10 protein-coding genes and 1 riboswitch are annotated in these 15,257 nt (G+C 63.3%); of the genes, 5 read left to right on the top strand and 5 right to left on the bottom strand.

The window, feature by feature from the left end:
- Positions 1-134 precede the first annotated feature (134 nt).
- A complete protein-coding gene (locus AC50YL_RS31915; protein WP_494837396.1) occupies positions 135-1,934 on the bottom strand; it encodes an ABC transporter transmembrane domain-containing protein in 1,800 nt (599 codons plus the stop codon).
- The gene (locus tag AC50YL_RS31910; RefSeq protein ID WP_494837394.1) at positions 1,931-3,691 is read right to left on the bottom strand and encodes an ABC transporter ATP-binding protein; all 1,761 of its coding nucleotides are present in this window, start codon (positions 3,689-3,691) and stop codon (positions 1,931-1,933) included. The genes AC50YL_RS31915 and AC50YL_RS31910 overlap by 4 nt, the downstream gene beginning before the upstream one ends.
- Positions 3,692-3,969: 278 nt before the next feature.
- On the opposite strand from AC50YL_RS31910, the gene AC50YL_RS31905 reads away from it, so the two are divergent.
- On the top strand, positions 3,970-4,464 hold the full coding sequence (locus AC50YL_RS31905) for a C40 family peptidase (RefSeq protein ID WP_494837392.1): 495 nt from the start codon (positions 3,970-3,972) through the stop codon (positions 4,462-4,464).
- A gap of 112 nt (positions 4,465-4,576) precedes the next feature.
- Here AC50YL_RS31905 and AC50YL_RS31900 read toward each other — a convergent pair whose 3' ends face one another.
- Positions 4,577-5,038 carry a flavodoxin gene (locus AC50YL_RS31900; RefSeq protein ID WP_494837391.1) on the bottom strand — a complete coding sequence of 154 codons (462 nt, stop codon included), beginning with the start codon at positions 5,036-5,038 and terminating at the stop codon, positions 4,577-4,579.
- 224 nt (positions 5,039-5,262) lie between these two features.
- Positions 5,263-5,787: a YwhD family protein gene (locus tag AC50YL_RS31895; protein WP_494837390.1), complete on the bottom strand. Its 525-nt coding sequence runs from the start codon at positions 5,785-5,787 to the stop codon at positions 5,263-5,265.
- A 239-nt stretch (positions 5,788-6,026) separates the two neighbouring features.
- Between AC50YL_RS31895 and AC50YL_RS31890 the strand changes: the two genes are divergently transcribed.
- From AC50YL_RS31890 to AC50YL_RS31880, 3 genes are all read left to right on the top strand, one after another.
- Positions 6,027-8,024: a M1 family metallopeptidase gene (locus AC50YL_RS31890; RefSeq protein ID WP_494837388.1), complete on the top strand. Its 1,998-nt coding sequence runs from the start codon at positions 6,027-6,029 to the stop codon at positions 8,022-8,024.
- A gap of 34 nt (positions 8,025-8,058) precedes the next feature.
- Positions 8,059-8,877 (top strand): hypothetical protein, encoded by an 819-nt coding sequence (locus AC50YL_RS31885; protein WP_494837387.1) that lies wholly within the window; start codon positions 8,059-8,061, stop codon positions 8,875-8,877.
- 323 nt (positions 8,878-9,200) lie between these two features.
- A riboswitch (cyclic di-AMP (ydaO/yuaA leader) is annotated at positions 9,201-9,361 on the top strand.
- Positions 9,362-9,365: 4 nt separating this feature from the next.
- Positions 9,366-9,866, top strand: coding sequence for a C40 family peptidase (locus tag AC50YL_RS31880; protein WP_161746086.1), 501 nt, complete (start codon positions 9,366-9,368; stop codon positions 9,864-9,866).
- A 152-nt stretch (positions 9,867-10,018) separates the two neighbouring features.
- On the opposite strand, the gene AC50YL_RS31875 is transcribed toward AC50YL_RS31880, so the two are convergent.
- On the bottom strand, positions 10,019-10,438 hold the full coding sequence (locus AC50YL_RS31875; RefSeq protein ID WP_494837386.1) for a hypothetical protein: 420 nt from the start codon (positions 10,436-10,438) through the stop codon (positions 10,019-10,021).
- A gap of 205 nt (positions 10,439-10,643) precedes the next feature.
- On the opposite strand from AC50YL_RS31875, the gene AC50YL_RS31870 reads away from it, so the two are divergent.
- Entirely contained in the window at positions 10,644-15,254 is a 4,611-nt protein-coding gene (locus AC50YL_RS31870; protein WP_494837385.1) for a DEAD/DEAH box helicase, read from the top strand.
- The last annotated feature ends 3 nt before the right edge of the window (positions 15,255-15,257 follow it).

The raw sequence follows: 15,257 nt of genomic DNA, 5'->3' as shown, positions 1-15,257 counted from the left end.
TAAGAACGAACGGTTATGTTATTCCAGGGGCTTGACGGATAAACCGAATGCAGCCCAAATGCGAGAAATGCCCTGCCATATCTTTGGATACGGCAGGGCATTTCTGCGTATATACCCGCTCGGGAGGCGTGCATTCACGCCTCTCTCGGCGAGCCGTCCTTCGTTCGCTCGTCCCCGTACCACAGCTCCTGGAACGTCTCGCTCTTGGCCAGCAGCTGATCGACGGTGCCTTCGGTCTCGATCCGGCCTTCCTTCATGACGATGATATGATCGGCATGCGCGAGCGCGGCGCGGCGATGGGAGACGACGAGGCAGGTGGCGCTCCCCCTGCTCTCGAAAAGCCGCTCCCACAGCTTCGACTCCGTCTCGACGTCGAGTGCGCTCGACACGTCGTCGAACACGTACAATTCCGCCTCGCGCACGAGCATCCGCGCCGCGGCCGCCCGCTGCATTTGGCCGCCGGACAGCTTGACGCCGCGGGGACCGACCACCGTCTCGAGCCCCTGCTGCAGATGGGCGATGTCGTATTCCATGACCGAATCATGGACCGCCCGCTCAAGCGCGCCCTCGTCATCCCGGTGACCGAGCAAGATGTTGTTGCGCAGCGTGTCGCTGTACATGCGGGGAATCTGCGCCGAGTACGCGCTATTGACCGGCGTGAAGAAGGTGCCGGGATCCTCGACCGGCTTGCCGTTCCACGTGATCGTCCCTTCTTCCTTCGGCAGCAGGCCGAGCAGCGTCCGGACCAGCGTCGTCTTGCCGGAGCCGATGGCGCCCGTCACGACCGTGAACGAGCCGCCCTTCAGCCGCAGCCGCACGTCCTCGATGCCCCGGCCGGTGTCGGGAAACCGGTAGGTTAAGCCCGACACCTCCAAGCTTTGCAGCGGCTCGCGGTAAGCGGCACGATCCGAAGGCCCCGCCGCAGGATGGCTGCCCTTGCCCTTGCGGAGCAGCAGCGTTCCCTTCATCGTCAGAATCCGCGCAGAGGCGCCCTGAAGCAGCTCCAGCATCCGTTCCAGCGCAACGCTCATCTGCTTGAAATACGTCATGAATTTGCCGACGTTCGAGATGACCTGCGTAACGAACGTCAAATAGTAGACGAACAGCGAGAAATCCCCGACCGTGAAGCTGCCGCCCCGCATCTTCGTCCCCGCGAGCAGCAGGATCAGTCCGATCCCCAGGTTCACGGAGTTCGTGAACACGGCATCCAGCGCTTCGCCGAGCAGCTTATCCTTCAGCATCGTCTTGCGGCGGTCGTCATTGAACCGACGGAACCGGCCGATCACGCGGTCTTCCGCGCCGGCGACCTGGATGGCCTGCACGTTGCTGAACATCTCGCTGATCGCGCCGGTCACGCGCGCCGTCGATTCCCGGCTGGCCGCCCGGTATTTCTGCAGCCGCGACGTGGCAAGCTGGGCGATCGTCACGACGAGCACGAGCGGAACGAATACGAGCAGCGTCATCTGGACGTCGATTTTGAGCAGGATGTAGCTCGACACCACCGCGAAGCAGGTCAAGCCGAACACGTCCACCGACCAGCTGACGGCTTCCTCGGTCTGGTCCACGTCGTCGCGGAAATAGCTGATCGCCTCGCCCGGCGAGACCGGGATCGCCCGCGCGCCGGGCTGCTTCAGCACATGGCCCAGCAGGTTGCGGCGCAGGATCATGGCCACCCGGAAGCGGAACTGCACGTCGGTGATGCAGCCGACGTAGATCATGACGACGCGCGCCAGCGCGGCGGCGAGCAGCAGGGCGATGATGCCCCATGTGCCGATCTTCAAGGTGTCCTCGCCGGTCAACGAATCGAAGAATTGCTGCGTGATCAGTCCGGGCACGATCGGGATCAGGTAGATGATGGTCCAGGCCAACGCGTTCGCCGTATACAGCAAAGGCCGGAACGTGATCAGCCGGACCAGGAATTGAAACGTCGTCATGCGAGCACCTCCTCGAGACCCGTGGCCAGCATGGCGCTGAACCGCGACTTCGGATCGGCCGCGAGCTCGGCGCGGCGCCCGGATTCGATGACGACGCCGTTCTCGAGAATGGCGATCCGGTCCGCGCGCTGCACCGTCGCGAGCCGATGCGCGATGATGATGCAGGAGCGGTCCGACAACAGCCGGCCGATCGCTTCTTCGATCCGCTGCTCGGTCAGCGGATCCAGGCGCGACGAAGCTTCGTCCATGATGATGAGGCCCGGATCGGTCAAGAACACGCGGGCGAAAGCCAATAGCTGCGCTTCCCCGGCGGACAGGCTGCCGCCCCCGGATGCCAGCATCGTGTCCAGTCCCTCCGGCATGGAAGCATACCAGCTTCCGAGTCCAAGCTGCTCCAAAACCTCGACGATGCGCGCGTCGGGCACGGACTCGTCGTAGAACGTCAAATTATCGCGGATCGTGCCTTCCATGATCTCGATGTTTTGCGTGACCATCGCGACCCGATTGCGCAGCCCGCTCAGCCTGCAGTCCCGAATGTCGGTGCCGCCGAGCCGGATGGCGCCTTCCTGCGGGTCGTAGAAGCGCAGCAGCAGGCGCGCGATCGTCGATTTGCCGCTGCCGGTCCGGCCCAGCAACCCCAAGACCTCGCCGGGTTCCAGCTGCAGCCGAAGCCCGCTCAGCGTCGGTTTACCGCCGTTGTCGTCGTACGAGAACGTCACGTCGTCGAAGGCGACCGCGAGCGGTCCGTCCGGAAGCGGCGCGCCGGGACCGTCTTGGATGGAGGAGCGCGTCTCGAACAGCGTCCGGATGCGCGAGATGCTGGCGTCCGCCTTTTGCAAATCCTCCATCTGCGTGCGAATCTTCTCGATCGGCTTGGCGAGCAGCTCCGAATAGAAGAAAATCAGATAAACCGTGCCGAGCGAGATCGCGTCCGTCTTCCATAGATAGGCGCTGATGCCGAACGCCATCGCATTGCCGAGCGTGAAGACGATAATCGTCGTGTTCCACATGGAGGCGAAGCCGATAAATGCCCGCAGCCGTACCCGCAGCATGCGCTTCAGCATGCCGTAGAAGCGGCCCATGACGAAGCCCGACGCGCCGTTGGCCCGGATATCCTCCGTGCCTTCCAGCTGTTCGCCGATGAAGCCGTAGAGCTCCGCGCTCGCCTGCCGCCAATCCTTCCAGAACGGCCCGTTGAACTTGCGGATCTGCTGGATGACGAACACCGCCACGATCACGAAGACCGTCATGCCGGCTCCGATCATCCAGCTCTCCCTGAACAGCAGCGCGATAATGCCGACCATGAGCAGGAAATTGCCGAGCAGATGAATGATCATGCTGGAGAAAAAATTCGCCAGCGCGTTCACGTCGCCGTCGACGCGTTCGATGATGGCGCCGGACGTCTGCGATTTGTGAAACGGCATATCCAGCGACAGGCAGTGCGCCGCCAAGTCGCTTCGCAGCGCGTTGGTCGTCTTCCAGCCGAGATTCTCGCTGAAATACGTGGCCAGCACGGTGACGCCGCCCTGCAGCACCGAGAAGCCGATGAAGAGAAGCGCGGCGATCAGAAGCGGTTCGAGGGTGCTCCCGGATTGTGCCGAATCGATGAAATAGCGGATAATCTGCGGATTGGCGAGCTGGAGGCCGATCGTCACGACGAGCAGCGCCGCGAGCACCCATAACGTATGTTTTTGAGGCAGCAAATAACGCCGGAGCAGGTCGGCGTATTGCGAGCGGCCTTTCGTTTGGCGGTTCATTCCATATCCTCCTGATTTTAGAACATGCGTTCCTGTCCAACGACTATACCACAGATGCCGGGCGCTCGAACAGGGGTTCACGGCTTAATTTGCGTCACCGGGCGGAGCCTCTTTCCACAACGGCAGTATCGGCAGAACGCGTTTAGCGCGCAAGCGCTCGATGCTTCGTTTCCTCCAAGCCGAATGCACCTATTATTTTCTCGGTTTGGGAAATTTAAAACATCCTATACTAAGGATGACGGACATTTCAATCCCCCAAAGCGAAGGAGTTCATCCGGATGATCAAGCAATTCGCCGCCATGTCCCTAGTCGTCCTCCATCTGACCGGCACCGCCTCGGACGTCCGGCTGCCCGGAACCGGACAAGCCGAATCCGTATCCGCGGAAGAAGCCAAGCACGCCGTCTTGAAAGAAACCCTCGTTCAGGACGCCTATTCCTACATCGGGATTCCGTACGTCTGGGGCGGCTCCACGCCGTCCGGCTTCGACTGCTCGGGCTTCGTCTATTATATGTACCACAAATTCGGCATTCAGCAGGTCCGCACCAACACCGTCAATTTGTACGCGCAGGGCGTTGCCGTGGACCAACCGATGCTGCGCCGGGGCGACCTGGTCTTCTTCCGCATCGCGGGCGGGGAGAACGTCGACCATGTCGGCATTTATATCGGGAACGGCTCCTTCATCTCCGCGATCAGCTCCAAAGGCATCTATGTCCAGCAGCTGGAGAACCCGTATTGGGGACCGCGGTACGCGGGCGCGCGGCGGATCTATTAGCCTGCAAGAAGCCCGTTGAACGGCCGTGAAAAAAGCCGCGCCCGTGCCCTCCAATAAAGGAAGGAACCCACGGGCGCAGCTTTTTTGCCTTTGCTCTAGGCGGCCGCGCTCGCTACGCGCCCGCCTCTTGCTTGATGAAGGCGGCGAATTCGGCGCCGAGCAGCTTGCAAGCCTCAAGCTCCTTCCTGCCCGGACAACCGTCGGCCTTCACGGTTTGCTGCAGGACGAGCGCGCCCCGATTCTCCAGGCATTCCTGCAAAATGTCGCCGGCGACGGCAAAATAACGGTACGCGGTGTCCCCGCACCCGAACACCGCCGCCCGCTTGCCGGATAGATCCTTGGCCCGCAGATCGTCGTAGAAATCGAGGAACTCATCCGGCAGATCGCCGTCCCCCCAGGTATAGACCCCAAATAAAAAATTATCGTAGGCGTCCAGATCGGCCGCGGTCGCATCCGTCACTTCCTTGACCTCCACGGCGACGAAGTGCTCCAACAACCCCTCCACGACGCTGTCCGCCATGTCGCGCGTATTGCCGGTCATGCTGGCATAGACCAACAATGCCTTCTGATCCAAGTCGCTCACTCCCACAGGCAATGGCTGCCCTTTATTGGTTGATACTGATAATCATTATCAGTATATTGAGAATGATTGTCAATCACAATTCGTAAGCAGCCATCAAAAAAAACGCGCCCGCCTTCCGGCAAACGCGTTCCTCTTCCAAACGGCGACTTCCGCACCGCCGCTATCGTCTTCCCCCATGCGGGTTCCATGATCGCGGCGGGCATAGCGCCGTGCGGTTATACGTTCAAGGCTTCCTTCAATTTATCCGGCGAGCGTTCCCACCAGTCCGGATTGTTGGTCACGAGCAGACTCTTGAGCGCCCGCTTGTCTTGCTCCCCAAGCTCATCCAACACGAAACGGCGCTTGATGGCGTAATCGAGGTTGTTCACGTGCTGCGCGAGAATCTTCCATCCGCGTCGCGCCTCCGTATCGATCAGCATCGGGCAAGCCGTCGCGCCCGCGTAATACGAGCCTTCCTCGTTGCGGTCGACCGCGACCCACACGATCCAGCACGGCCGCCCGTTCGGCACGTCCTCCTTGTTCGGACTGAACTTGATGCCCTTCTCGATCTTGCTCTTGGCGTGCATCGCGCCCACGTCGATGTAAGCCTCGCCTTTATCGATCATGACGCAGGCCACGTCGCTCAGATCGATCGTCCCCGCGCCGAAGCCTCTATGTTCTTTATTGCTCACCACGTTGAGAGAAAGCGACCTTTTCTCTTTCTTCTCCGGCGGCTGCTGTCCGTTATCCTGTTCGCTCACGTACCGATCAACTCCCGTCCCAAGCCTTCATAAAAAACCTTGAATTCCGCTTCCGGCGCGGTTTCCCCGCCATGAAGCCCCGCTTATTACGTCAGAAAAAAAACGCGCCGCGCCGCTGCGAAAAGGGCCGCCGGCGTTTCTTCCAACCTGTCCGCACTTTAATTCCATTTTAGCTAATAATCTCGGAAAAGCAAACATATACATGCCTTAGAAGCTTGTCAACGGGAGGGAATCATGGAATGAATCCACGCCGCGCCAAACGTATTCTGCTCTTCGTTCTCGCCGCCGCGCTGATCGGGGTCACGGCCAAGGAAGGGTTCGGAGATGCCTGGGTTTCGCAATATACGTTCGCTTCCGCCCCCGCGAAGAAAGACGCCGCGCCCAAACCGGCCGCGCCGCCGACGCAGCAGCCGGACAGCGTCATGCAGCCGACGCCCGTCTCGCTCAGCAAACGCGTCACGGAGTACCACATCGACGTGAACCTGCAGGAGGACGCGCACATGCTTCAAGGGGAGCAGTCCGTCACGTGGACAAACCCCGGCAAACAACCGGTGTCCGAGATGTATTTCCACCTCTACCCCAACGCCTTCCGCTCCAAGAACACGACGTTCATGCGCGAATCCGGGGGGCAGCTGCGGGAGGACAAGGCCACCTCGGACAGCACCGGCTACATGAACCTGCTGACGCTCGAAACGACGGAGGGCTACAGCCTCCTGCCGCGCCTGCATTACGTGCAGCCCGACGACGGCAATCCGAACGACCTCACGCTGGCCAAGCTTAAGCTGCCGACGCCCGTGGCCCCCGGCAAGAGCGTCACGCTGCGGATGAAGTTCGAGGTCAAGCTGCCCGAGGTGTTCGCCCGCATGGGCTACTCCGGCGACTTCGTCATGGCGGGGCAGTGGTTTCCGAAGCTCGCCGCTTACGAGACCGCGGGCACGAGGGGCCGGGCCACGGAAGGCTGGAACGCGCACCAGTATCACGGCAACTCCGAATTTTACAGCGACTTCGGCATCTACAGCGTGAAGATCAACGTGCCTTCCACCTATAAAGTAGCCGCTACCGGCTTCCAGGCGAAGGCGTCCATCGTGGACGGGGGCCGCAGGACGTACCAGTTCTACGCCGACGACGTGCATGATTTCGGCTGGTCGGCCTCGCCCGATTTCGTCTATTCCGAGGAGCCCTTCTCCACCGAAGGCGTGCCGGGCGTGCGCATCAAGCTGTACCTCGATCCGCTGCACGCCAAGTACAAGGACCGCTACCTGCACGCCGCCAAGTCCGCGCTCGCCAAGTACGCGCAGTGGTACGGCGCCTATCCGTACACGACGCTCTCCGTCGTCGTCCCGCCCAAAGGCGGCAACGGCGCGGGCGGCATGGAATATCCGACGCTCGTCACCGCGTTCTCGGCGGAGAACGACAACCCCGGGTACGACCTGGAGCGCACCGTCGTGCACGAGATCGGCCATCAATACTGGTACGGCATGGTCGCCTCGAACGAATTCGAGGAAGCGTGGCTGGACGAGGGCTTCACCTCCTACGCGGAAGACAAAGTGATGGAAAGCGAGTACGGCGTCGCGCCCAACCTGCCCGTGGAAGCGAGCTACATGACGGACCCCGCCCCGCTCAAGCAGCTGTCCTGGTCGTATCAAGACAACAGCCACTACGCCGAGAACGTCTACATCCGCGCCAAGCTGGTGCTGGTCGGGATCGAGAAGCAGGTGGGCGAGGCGACGATGCGCAAGATCATGCGGACGTATTTCCAGAAGTACAAGTTCAAGCATCCGTCGACCGCGGATTTCCAGCGGGTCGTGGAGACGGTCACCAAGACGAAGTGGAACGATTATTTCAGCCACTTCGTGTACGGGGACGAGATGGCGGACTACTCCGTATCCTCCATTCACGTGACGCCCGTCAAGCAAGGCGGCAAGACGGAGTACGAGAACGTCGTGCTCGTCAAGAAAACCGGCGGCAGCGTCGGCCCCGTGACGGTCATCCTCCATTTCGCCGACGGCACGGTCATGCCGAAGGTATGGGACGGGCAGGACAGCCACGTGCAATACAAAATCGTTCACGGCTCCAAGCTGCTCTGGGCCGCGGTCGACCCGCAGAACGACAACGTGCTGGACAACAAGCACATCAACAATTTCCTGAAAGCCGACCTGGCCGAGAAAACCCGTACGCGCTGGAGCGTCGGCCTGACGAAGCTGGCCGAGACGATCTTCTCCTCGCTCGCCTGGTAACGCCCGCCGTATGAATAAAGGAGGTGATTTGCGGATGAGAACGCATATCAAGCAAGGCTGGCGGCTGACGTCGAAGCATTTGTACATCATCATCCTGCTGTTTCTGTACGAACTGATCTGGGGCTTCTTCCTCTACCGGACCATCGAGAACATCGCGGTCCCGCTGCTCAAGCGGTTCCCCGACGCCTACGCGGCCAACAGCGGCGCGATCTCGCTCTTCTTGACCGAATCGCAGTTTCAGCTCATGAAGACCGACCTGATCCGGCCTTACGCCCTGCTGTTCTGCGGACTGCTGGCCGGCCGGATGCTCGTCACGCCGTTCCTGAACGCCGGCCTGTTCCACTCCCTGCATCACGTGTCCGAGGAGAAAGGCACGAAATTCCTAAGCGGTATCCGCAAAGCCTGGAAACCGGTCGCCCTGCTCTACCTGCTCGAGACGGCGCTCACGCTCGCGCCCGCCTGCTGGCTCCTGCCGAAGGCGCTCAAGCTGCTGCTCTCGAGCGGCACCCTGACGGAATTCGCGAAGCAAGCCGGGCCGTGGGCGGGCGGCTGGCTCCTGTGGGCGGTCCTGCTGCACCTGCTCTTCCTCGCGATGCAGTTCGGCGCCGTGACCGGCAGCGGCTCCATGCGGGCGCTCTGGAGCGGGATCGCCAACTTTCTCCCTTTCGCCGGGGTGTCGCTCGCGATGTGGGGCATCGGCGCCGTGCTCAGCATGACGATCGCCTCCGTGTCGATGCTGTGGGCCGGCCTGCTCGCGCTCGTCCTGCACCAAGGCTACCAGCTGCTGCGAACGATCATGAAGGTGTGGACGGTAGCCGCCCAGTACGACGCCTGGCAGTCGAAGCAATCCTAGCTGCATGTCTTCGCGCCCTTGCCTGCACATGAGATAGAGACGAAAGACCCGTCAATTCATTCGAAAAGCATAGGACTTAAGTTTCGCCCCATCGACCCGCGATGGGGCTTTTTGGCATATGCACGCGGCTGCGGGGCAGACAAGCTTTGCGGGATAAATCCGATTTTCCGACAACGGCCAAAAAACGCCGTTCCCACCCGGAAAACGGCGCCGCTATACGAAAATGAGAGGCAAAAAGTTTCACTCTAATAATTTTAATTTGTGAACAAAACGTGAACTCGGAAGGAGAAGCGACAAAATGATCGAATAACTTTCCCTGAGAAATGAAAATTTTGCCGAATTCCCATCTTGGGAAACGGGGGAACCATTCTGGGTGAATTGATCCCGACAGCCGTTCGTGCGCATATGCGGCTGCCAGAGGCGATCATAGGGGACCTTCAACCGAACCCCACAGCTAACCTCGTAGGCACTGGAAGGAGTTTCCCGTTTTGAAGAAGTTCTCTGCTCTGGTGATCGGACTTGCGATGCTCTTCATCTTTCAGGCCGGCAGCGTGTTCGCCGACTCGAAAATGGACGGCGTCATCAAAGATCTGATCGGAACACCTTATGTTTACACCGGCACGACCACGAAAGGGTTCGACTGCTCCGGATTCACGATGTACGTGTTCAAGAAACTCGGCGTCGACATTCCGCACGCATCCCGTTCGCAGGCTGGGCTGGGCAAGAAAATCGCCAAGGGCGATCTGATCCCTGGGGATCTCGTATTCTTCAATACGACGGGAAATGGCATCTCGCATGTAGGCATCTATGTTGGCGACGGCAAGTTTGCGCACGCTTCTTCCAGCAAAGGCGTCACGATCAGCGGACTTAGCGAGTCCTATTACGCGAAGCGCTATGTAACGGCTCGCCGCGTAATGAGCCCGCAGACGTTCGAGAAATATGCCGACGATCCATCCGACGAACCAGGCGACAACGATTCCGACGAATAATTCGGGCAACATGCATGAATAATGCCGGTCCGGTCAGGGGTGCGACCCTGCCCTTCGGGATTGCGGACAAAGCCGTCGCTGCTTCTCCTTCGGGACAAGCAGCCGCGGCTTTGTTTGTTTATATCAGGTGCACGGGCATGCCGCCTGCCGATTCAGGCGCGCTCGTACCGGACCCACCAGAAGGTCGGTCCGACCTGGACGTTCAGCGCTTTGGCATGCGGCGTGAACAGATCGCGCAGCTGCGCGGGCGTCTCGCATCCTTCGCCGCGGCGGTCGGCCAGCACGACGGTCGCGCCCGATTCGAGCCGCTCGTGCCAGAGCCGCAGAAACGCCCGCCGCTCCTCCCCGGAGAGCTCGCCGAGACAGAAGCAGGCCAAGCCCGCCTGGAACTTCTCCTCCACCGCGTTCAGCTCGGCCTGCTTGACCGCCACCGACACCGGCGTCGTGAGCCGCGGCGTGCGCGGCCCCGCGACGCGAAGCACGCGCTTGCCGGCCAGCGTGTCTTCCACCTCGTATTCCAGCCGCCTCCATTCCGCGAAGCGCTTCTCCAAGCTGTCCCGCCATTTCGCCATCCTCCCGATACCTCCCGCTGCCCGTACGCCGACGCTGTTGTCGTAAAACTATATGTATGCGCGCAAGCTTGCTTATTGAACCGCCTTTTTGGCTCCGCTGGGCTCGTCCGACGTCTGAAAAGGAATGGTTTGACGCATGATGAATACTAGAATGATAGACTGTACGTAAAACGATCTTCTACTGAGATGAAGGAGCTGCTGCCGCATGTCCTCGACTCCCTCCGCGCTTGCGGAGTTCCATCCGACGCTGGCCGGGTGGTTCCGCCAAACGTTCGGCGAACCCACGCCCGTGCAGCATGACGCCTGGGCGTCCATCGCCGCCGGCAACCATACGCTCATCGCCGCGCCGACCGGTTCCGGCAAGACGCTCGCGGCGCTGCTGCCCTGCCTCAGCCGCCTCGCGCTGGCCAAAACGCTGGCCATGGCGCAGGGAACGGGCTGGAAGCCCGGCGTGCGCATAGTCTACATTACCCCGCTCAAGGCGCTTAATAACGACATTCAGCATCATTTGGTCGGATTTCTCGAAGAAATCGAAGCCTACGGCCGCGAGGCCGCGAACGAAGCCTGGCCGGGCCTCCGTACCGCGGTGCGCACCGGAGACACGCCGCCGGGCGAGCGGGCGCGCATGGCGGTCCGGCCGCCCGACGTGCTGGTCACGACGCCGGAATCGCTGTACCTGCTGCTGACATCGGACAAGGGCCGCCATATGCTGCAAACCGCGGAGGCGGTCATCGTGGACGAGATCCATAGCCTTGCCGGCGACAAGCGCGGGGCGCATCTGTCGCTCTCGCTGGAACGGCTTGCGGCGCTCTCCGAGCAGGCCGTGCAGCGCATCGGCGTATCGGCGACGCAGAAGCCGCTTTCGCGGGTCGCCCGATTTCTGGGCGGCTGGGCGCCGGCCGGTACGGGCGGCATGGACGCGGCCCTGAATAGCGACGGCGGCATGAACGGGGACGCCCATCCGCTCGGTTATTCGCCGCGGGCGGTCGTCATCGTGGAAAGCGCCATGATCAAATCGATCCAGGTCCGCGTGACGATGCCGGACCTGAGCCGGCCCGCGCGCACGCGCGAAGGCGTCTGGCAGCCGATCGTCGAGCGGCTCATGGCGCTCATGGCAGGCGCGCGCTCCGTGCTGCTCTTCGTGAACAGCCGCCGGCTGTGCGAACGGCTCGTGCTGCGGCTCAACGAGCAGGCCGGGCACGAGCTGGCGCGCGCCCACCACGGCAGCCTGGCGCGCGAGCGGCGGCTCGAGGTCGAGCGCATGCTGAAGGCGGGCGAGCTGCGCTGCCTCGTCGCGACCTCGTCGCTCGAGCTCGGCATCGACGTCGGCCACGTCGACCTCGTCATTCAGGTCGACTCGCCCAAGGCCGCCGCCGCGGGCATTCAGCGCATCGGCCGCGCCGGCCATGCCGTGGGCGACGTCAGCCGCGGCTATATCGTCGCGCGCCAGCGCGGCGAGCTGCCGGAAGCGGCCGTGCTGTGCCGCAGCATCGCGCGGCGGGAGATCGAAGCGATCACGCTGCCGCACGAGCCTTTGGACGTGCTGTCGCAGCAAATGGTGTCCATGACGGCCGCCGCGGATATGACCGTGGACGCGCTGCACGGGCTTATCGCGCGGAGCGAGTGCTACCGGGGCTTTCCGCGCGAACGGCTGGAGGCTGCGCTGAAGGTGCTGTCCGGCTTCTATCCTTTCGCCCGTCCGCTGATCGACTGGGACCGGGAGACGGATACGCTGCGCAAGCGCGCCAACACGGCGATGGCGTCCGTGACCGGCGCGGGCACGATTCCGTCCAGCTCCGCCTACCCCGTCCACCACGCCGACAGCCGCGTCCATCTGGGCGAGCTGGATGAGGAATACATCGCGGAAAGCCGCGTCGGCGACGTCTTCCAGCTGGGCACGAGCTCGTGGATGATCAGCCGGATCGAGAACGACCGCGTGTACGTGCAGGAAGCGCCCAACCGCTTCAGCGAGATTCCGTTCTGGCGCGCGGAGACGGGCAGCCGCAGCGTGGAGGTGGGCGTGCGGCTGGGCGGTTTTCTCGCGCAGCTGGCCGATCGCCTCCGGCTGGACGCCTCTTCACCGGGCGACGAAGCATCGGACAAGACGCTCGAGGATGCGGCGATCGCCTGGCTGGACGACGAATACGGGCTCGACCATTATTCGGCTTCGGAGCTGATCGACCTCGTGCGGGCGCAGCACCGGGCGCTCGGGCTGCCGACCGATCGGCGGATCATCGTCGAGCATTACCGCGATCTGATGAACCAGACGCGCATTATCATCCATAACCCGTTCGGACGGCGCGTCAACCGCACGTGGCTGCTGGCGATCCAGCGGCAGTTCCAGCGCATGCTGCCCTATTCGATGTACGGCAACGCCAAGGATAACGGCATCGAGCTCGTCGTGCCGGATTGGGATGCGTCCTGGCTGCAAACGCTGTGGCAGATCACGGCTGCGAGCGCGGAATCGCTGCTGACGGAGGCGATCACGGGGTCGCCCCTGCTTGCCGTCTCGTTCCGCCGGATCGCGGAGACGTCCCTGCTGCTCTCGCGCAGCTTCACGCGCACGCCGATGTGGCAGAAGCGGCTGCGCAGCGAAGAGCTGCTGAAGCAGGCGCTGCCGTACGCGGAGCATTTTCCGTATCTGCAGGAGGCGATGCGGGAGTGCCTGCACGAGTACCTGGACACGGACGGACTCAAAACGCTGCTGCAGGCGATTGCCGCCGGCGATATCGACGTGCGCGTCAAGGAGACGCAGGCGCCTTCGCCGTTCGCCGTGCAATTCATCGCGGATTATGCCAATACGATGCTGTACGAGGGCGACGGGCTGAGCGAAGCGACGCAGCTGCAGCTGCTCGGCGTCAGCAAGACGCTGGCCGGGCAGCTGTTCGGCGAAGAGGCCGTGCGGCGGGCCGTCGATCCCGCCATCGCCCGCGAGGAAGAAGCGCGGCTGGAAGCGGGTCCGCTCGTGCCCGCGAGCGCGGAGGAGCTGTTCGCGCTGCTGAAGCGCCGCGGGGATTCGTCCGGCACGGAGCTCGCCGCCGCGGCCGGCAAGGACGCGGACGCCTGGCTGACGGCGCTCGCCGCGGCCGGACGCGTAATGGAGCTCGACTTCGGCGATGGGCGGACGCGCTGGATCTGCGCGGAGGAACGCGAACTGTACGCGGCATTCCCGGGCGGCGAAGCCGCCATCGCGTTCGTCGCCGGCCGGTTCGCGGATAACCGGCTGTCCTTCACCGAGGAGGAGCTCCGGGAGCGGTACCCGCGGCTGACCGCTGCCGATGCCGCGCATATCGCGGACGTGCTGCTTGCGCTCGACCGAACGGAGCTTGCGCCGTTCGCCGAAGAGACGGAGCGGATCTGGACGAGCCGCGGCGTCGCCAGACGGCTCGTCCGGCTCACGCTCGAGCAGGCGCGCAAGCAGGCGGAAGCCATCGATCCCGTGGACTGGCTGGCGCATATGTCGCGGCTCCAGCATGTCCTCTCGGGCACGCAGCTGAGCGGCATCGACGGGCTGCGCCTGGTCATCGAACGGCTGCAAGGCTTCTTCCTGCCCGCCTCGCACTGGGAATCGCTGATCTTCCCGGCGCGCGTGACGGGCTATCGCAAGGAGGATCTGGATCTGCTCTGCGCCTCCGGCGAGGTCATTTGGCTCGGGCGCAAGGGCGAGACCGAGAAAGAAGGCCGGGTCGCCTTCTTCCTCGCGGACGCGAAGCCGCTCTATGCGCCGGTCTTGCGGGCGGCCGCCCAAGCCGCGGCCGCGGCGCCGTCCAAGCATCCGGAGCTGCTCGGCCTGCTGCGGGCGGGCGGCGCGAGCTTCCTCACCAAGCTGAGCCGCGAGTACGGCAAGGTGCCGTCCGATCTGCTCGCCGACCTGCTCGACCTCGTATGGGAGGGCGCCGTCTCCAACGACCAGTTCGCGCCGCTGCGCCTGCAGCTCGCGACCAGAGGCAGGCAGCTCGCCCGCACGGGCTCCGGCCTCGGGCGCTGGTATTGGACGGGCTCGCTGGCCGAAGCCGAGGACGCCGCGCCGCCGGCCGGCGGGCTGCCGAATCGAGCTGCCCCGATCCGCTCGGAAATTGAGGGAGCGACCATGGGCCAAGACGCTTCCGCCGACCATAGCGGCACGGCCGACCGCGAGCTCGGCGCGGAGGCCCTTCGCGCCGTGAGCTCCGACCTGTCCGAATCGGCGCTGCACTGGACGCAGCATCTGCTGGACAGCTTCGGCATCGTATCCCGGGAGCTCGCGCAGCAGCTGTCGCCGTTCGGCTGGGACGAGCTGTTCCCCGTGCTGAAGCAGCTGGAGCAATGGGGCGCCGTGACGCGCGGCCTGCTCGTGGAGGGCGTCGGCACGCTGCAGTTCGCGCGGCGCGAAGGCCTCGAAGCCGTGCGGCATTCCGTGCCCGGCGGCGACGCCGTCACGGTGCTGGCCGCGACGGACCCGGCCAACCCGTTCGGCCTCGCGGCCGACTGGCCCGCCGCGCGCGGGTCCGGCTTCTCGCGCAAAAGCGGCAGCTTCCTCGTGCTCCGGCACGGCAAATGGCGCTTCTGGCTGGAGAACAACGGCCGCCATATCGTCGATCTGGCGACGGCGTCGGAACCTGCAGCCGAGGTCCCGGACGCGGAGCTTCCCGCCATGCTCGCGGAAATCTTCCGCACGCTGCTGCGCCAGCAGAAGCTGAGCAAGATCAAGATCGATCGGTGGAACGGCATCCCGGTCCTGGAATCCCCCGCGGCCGAAGCGCTGCTGAAGCTGGGCGCGGAGCGCGATAACCGCTCGCTCGTGATCTGGCCGAGCGACCTGAGGCAGCCGAATTGAGCG

It is taken from the genome of Paenibacillus sp. J22P277, from assembly GCF_059383675.1.
This window is presented reverse-complemented; position numbering and strand designations above follow the sequence as displayed.

Excerpts from the sequence above, each read along its gene's own strand:
- AC50YL_RS31910 (WP_494837394.1), bottom strand. The coding sequence starts at position 3,691 with ATGAACCGCCAAACGAAAGGCCGCTCGCAATACGCCGACCTGCTCCGG.
- AC50YL_RS31915 (WP_494837396.1), bottom strand. The coding sequence starts at position 1,934 with ATGACGACGTTTCAATTCCTGGTCCGGCTGATCACGTTCCGGCCTTTG.
- AC50YL_RS31890 (WP_494837388.1), top strand. The coding sequence starts at position 6,027 with ATGAATCCACGCCGCGCCAAACGTATTCTGCTCTTCGTTCTCGCCGCC.
- AC50YL_RS31885 (WP_494837387.1), top strand. The coding sequence starts at position 8,059 with ATGAGAACGCATATCAAGCAAGGCTGGCGGCTGACGTCGAAGCATTTG.
- AC50YL_RS31870 (WP_494837385.1), top strand. The coding sequence starts at position 10,644 with ATGTCCTCGACTCCCTCCGCGCTTGCGGAGTTCCATCCGACGCTGGCC.
- AC50YL_RS31875 (WP_494837386.1), bottom strand. The coding sequence starts at position 10,438 with ATGGCGAAATGGCGGGACAGCTTGGAGAAGCGCTTCGCGGAATGGAGG.
- AC50YL_RS31905 (WP_494837392.1), top strand. The coding sequence starts at position 3,970 with ATGATCAAGCAATTCGCCGCCATGTCCCTAGTCGTCCTCCATCTGACC.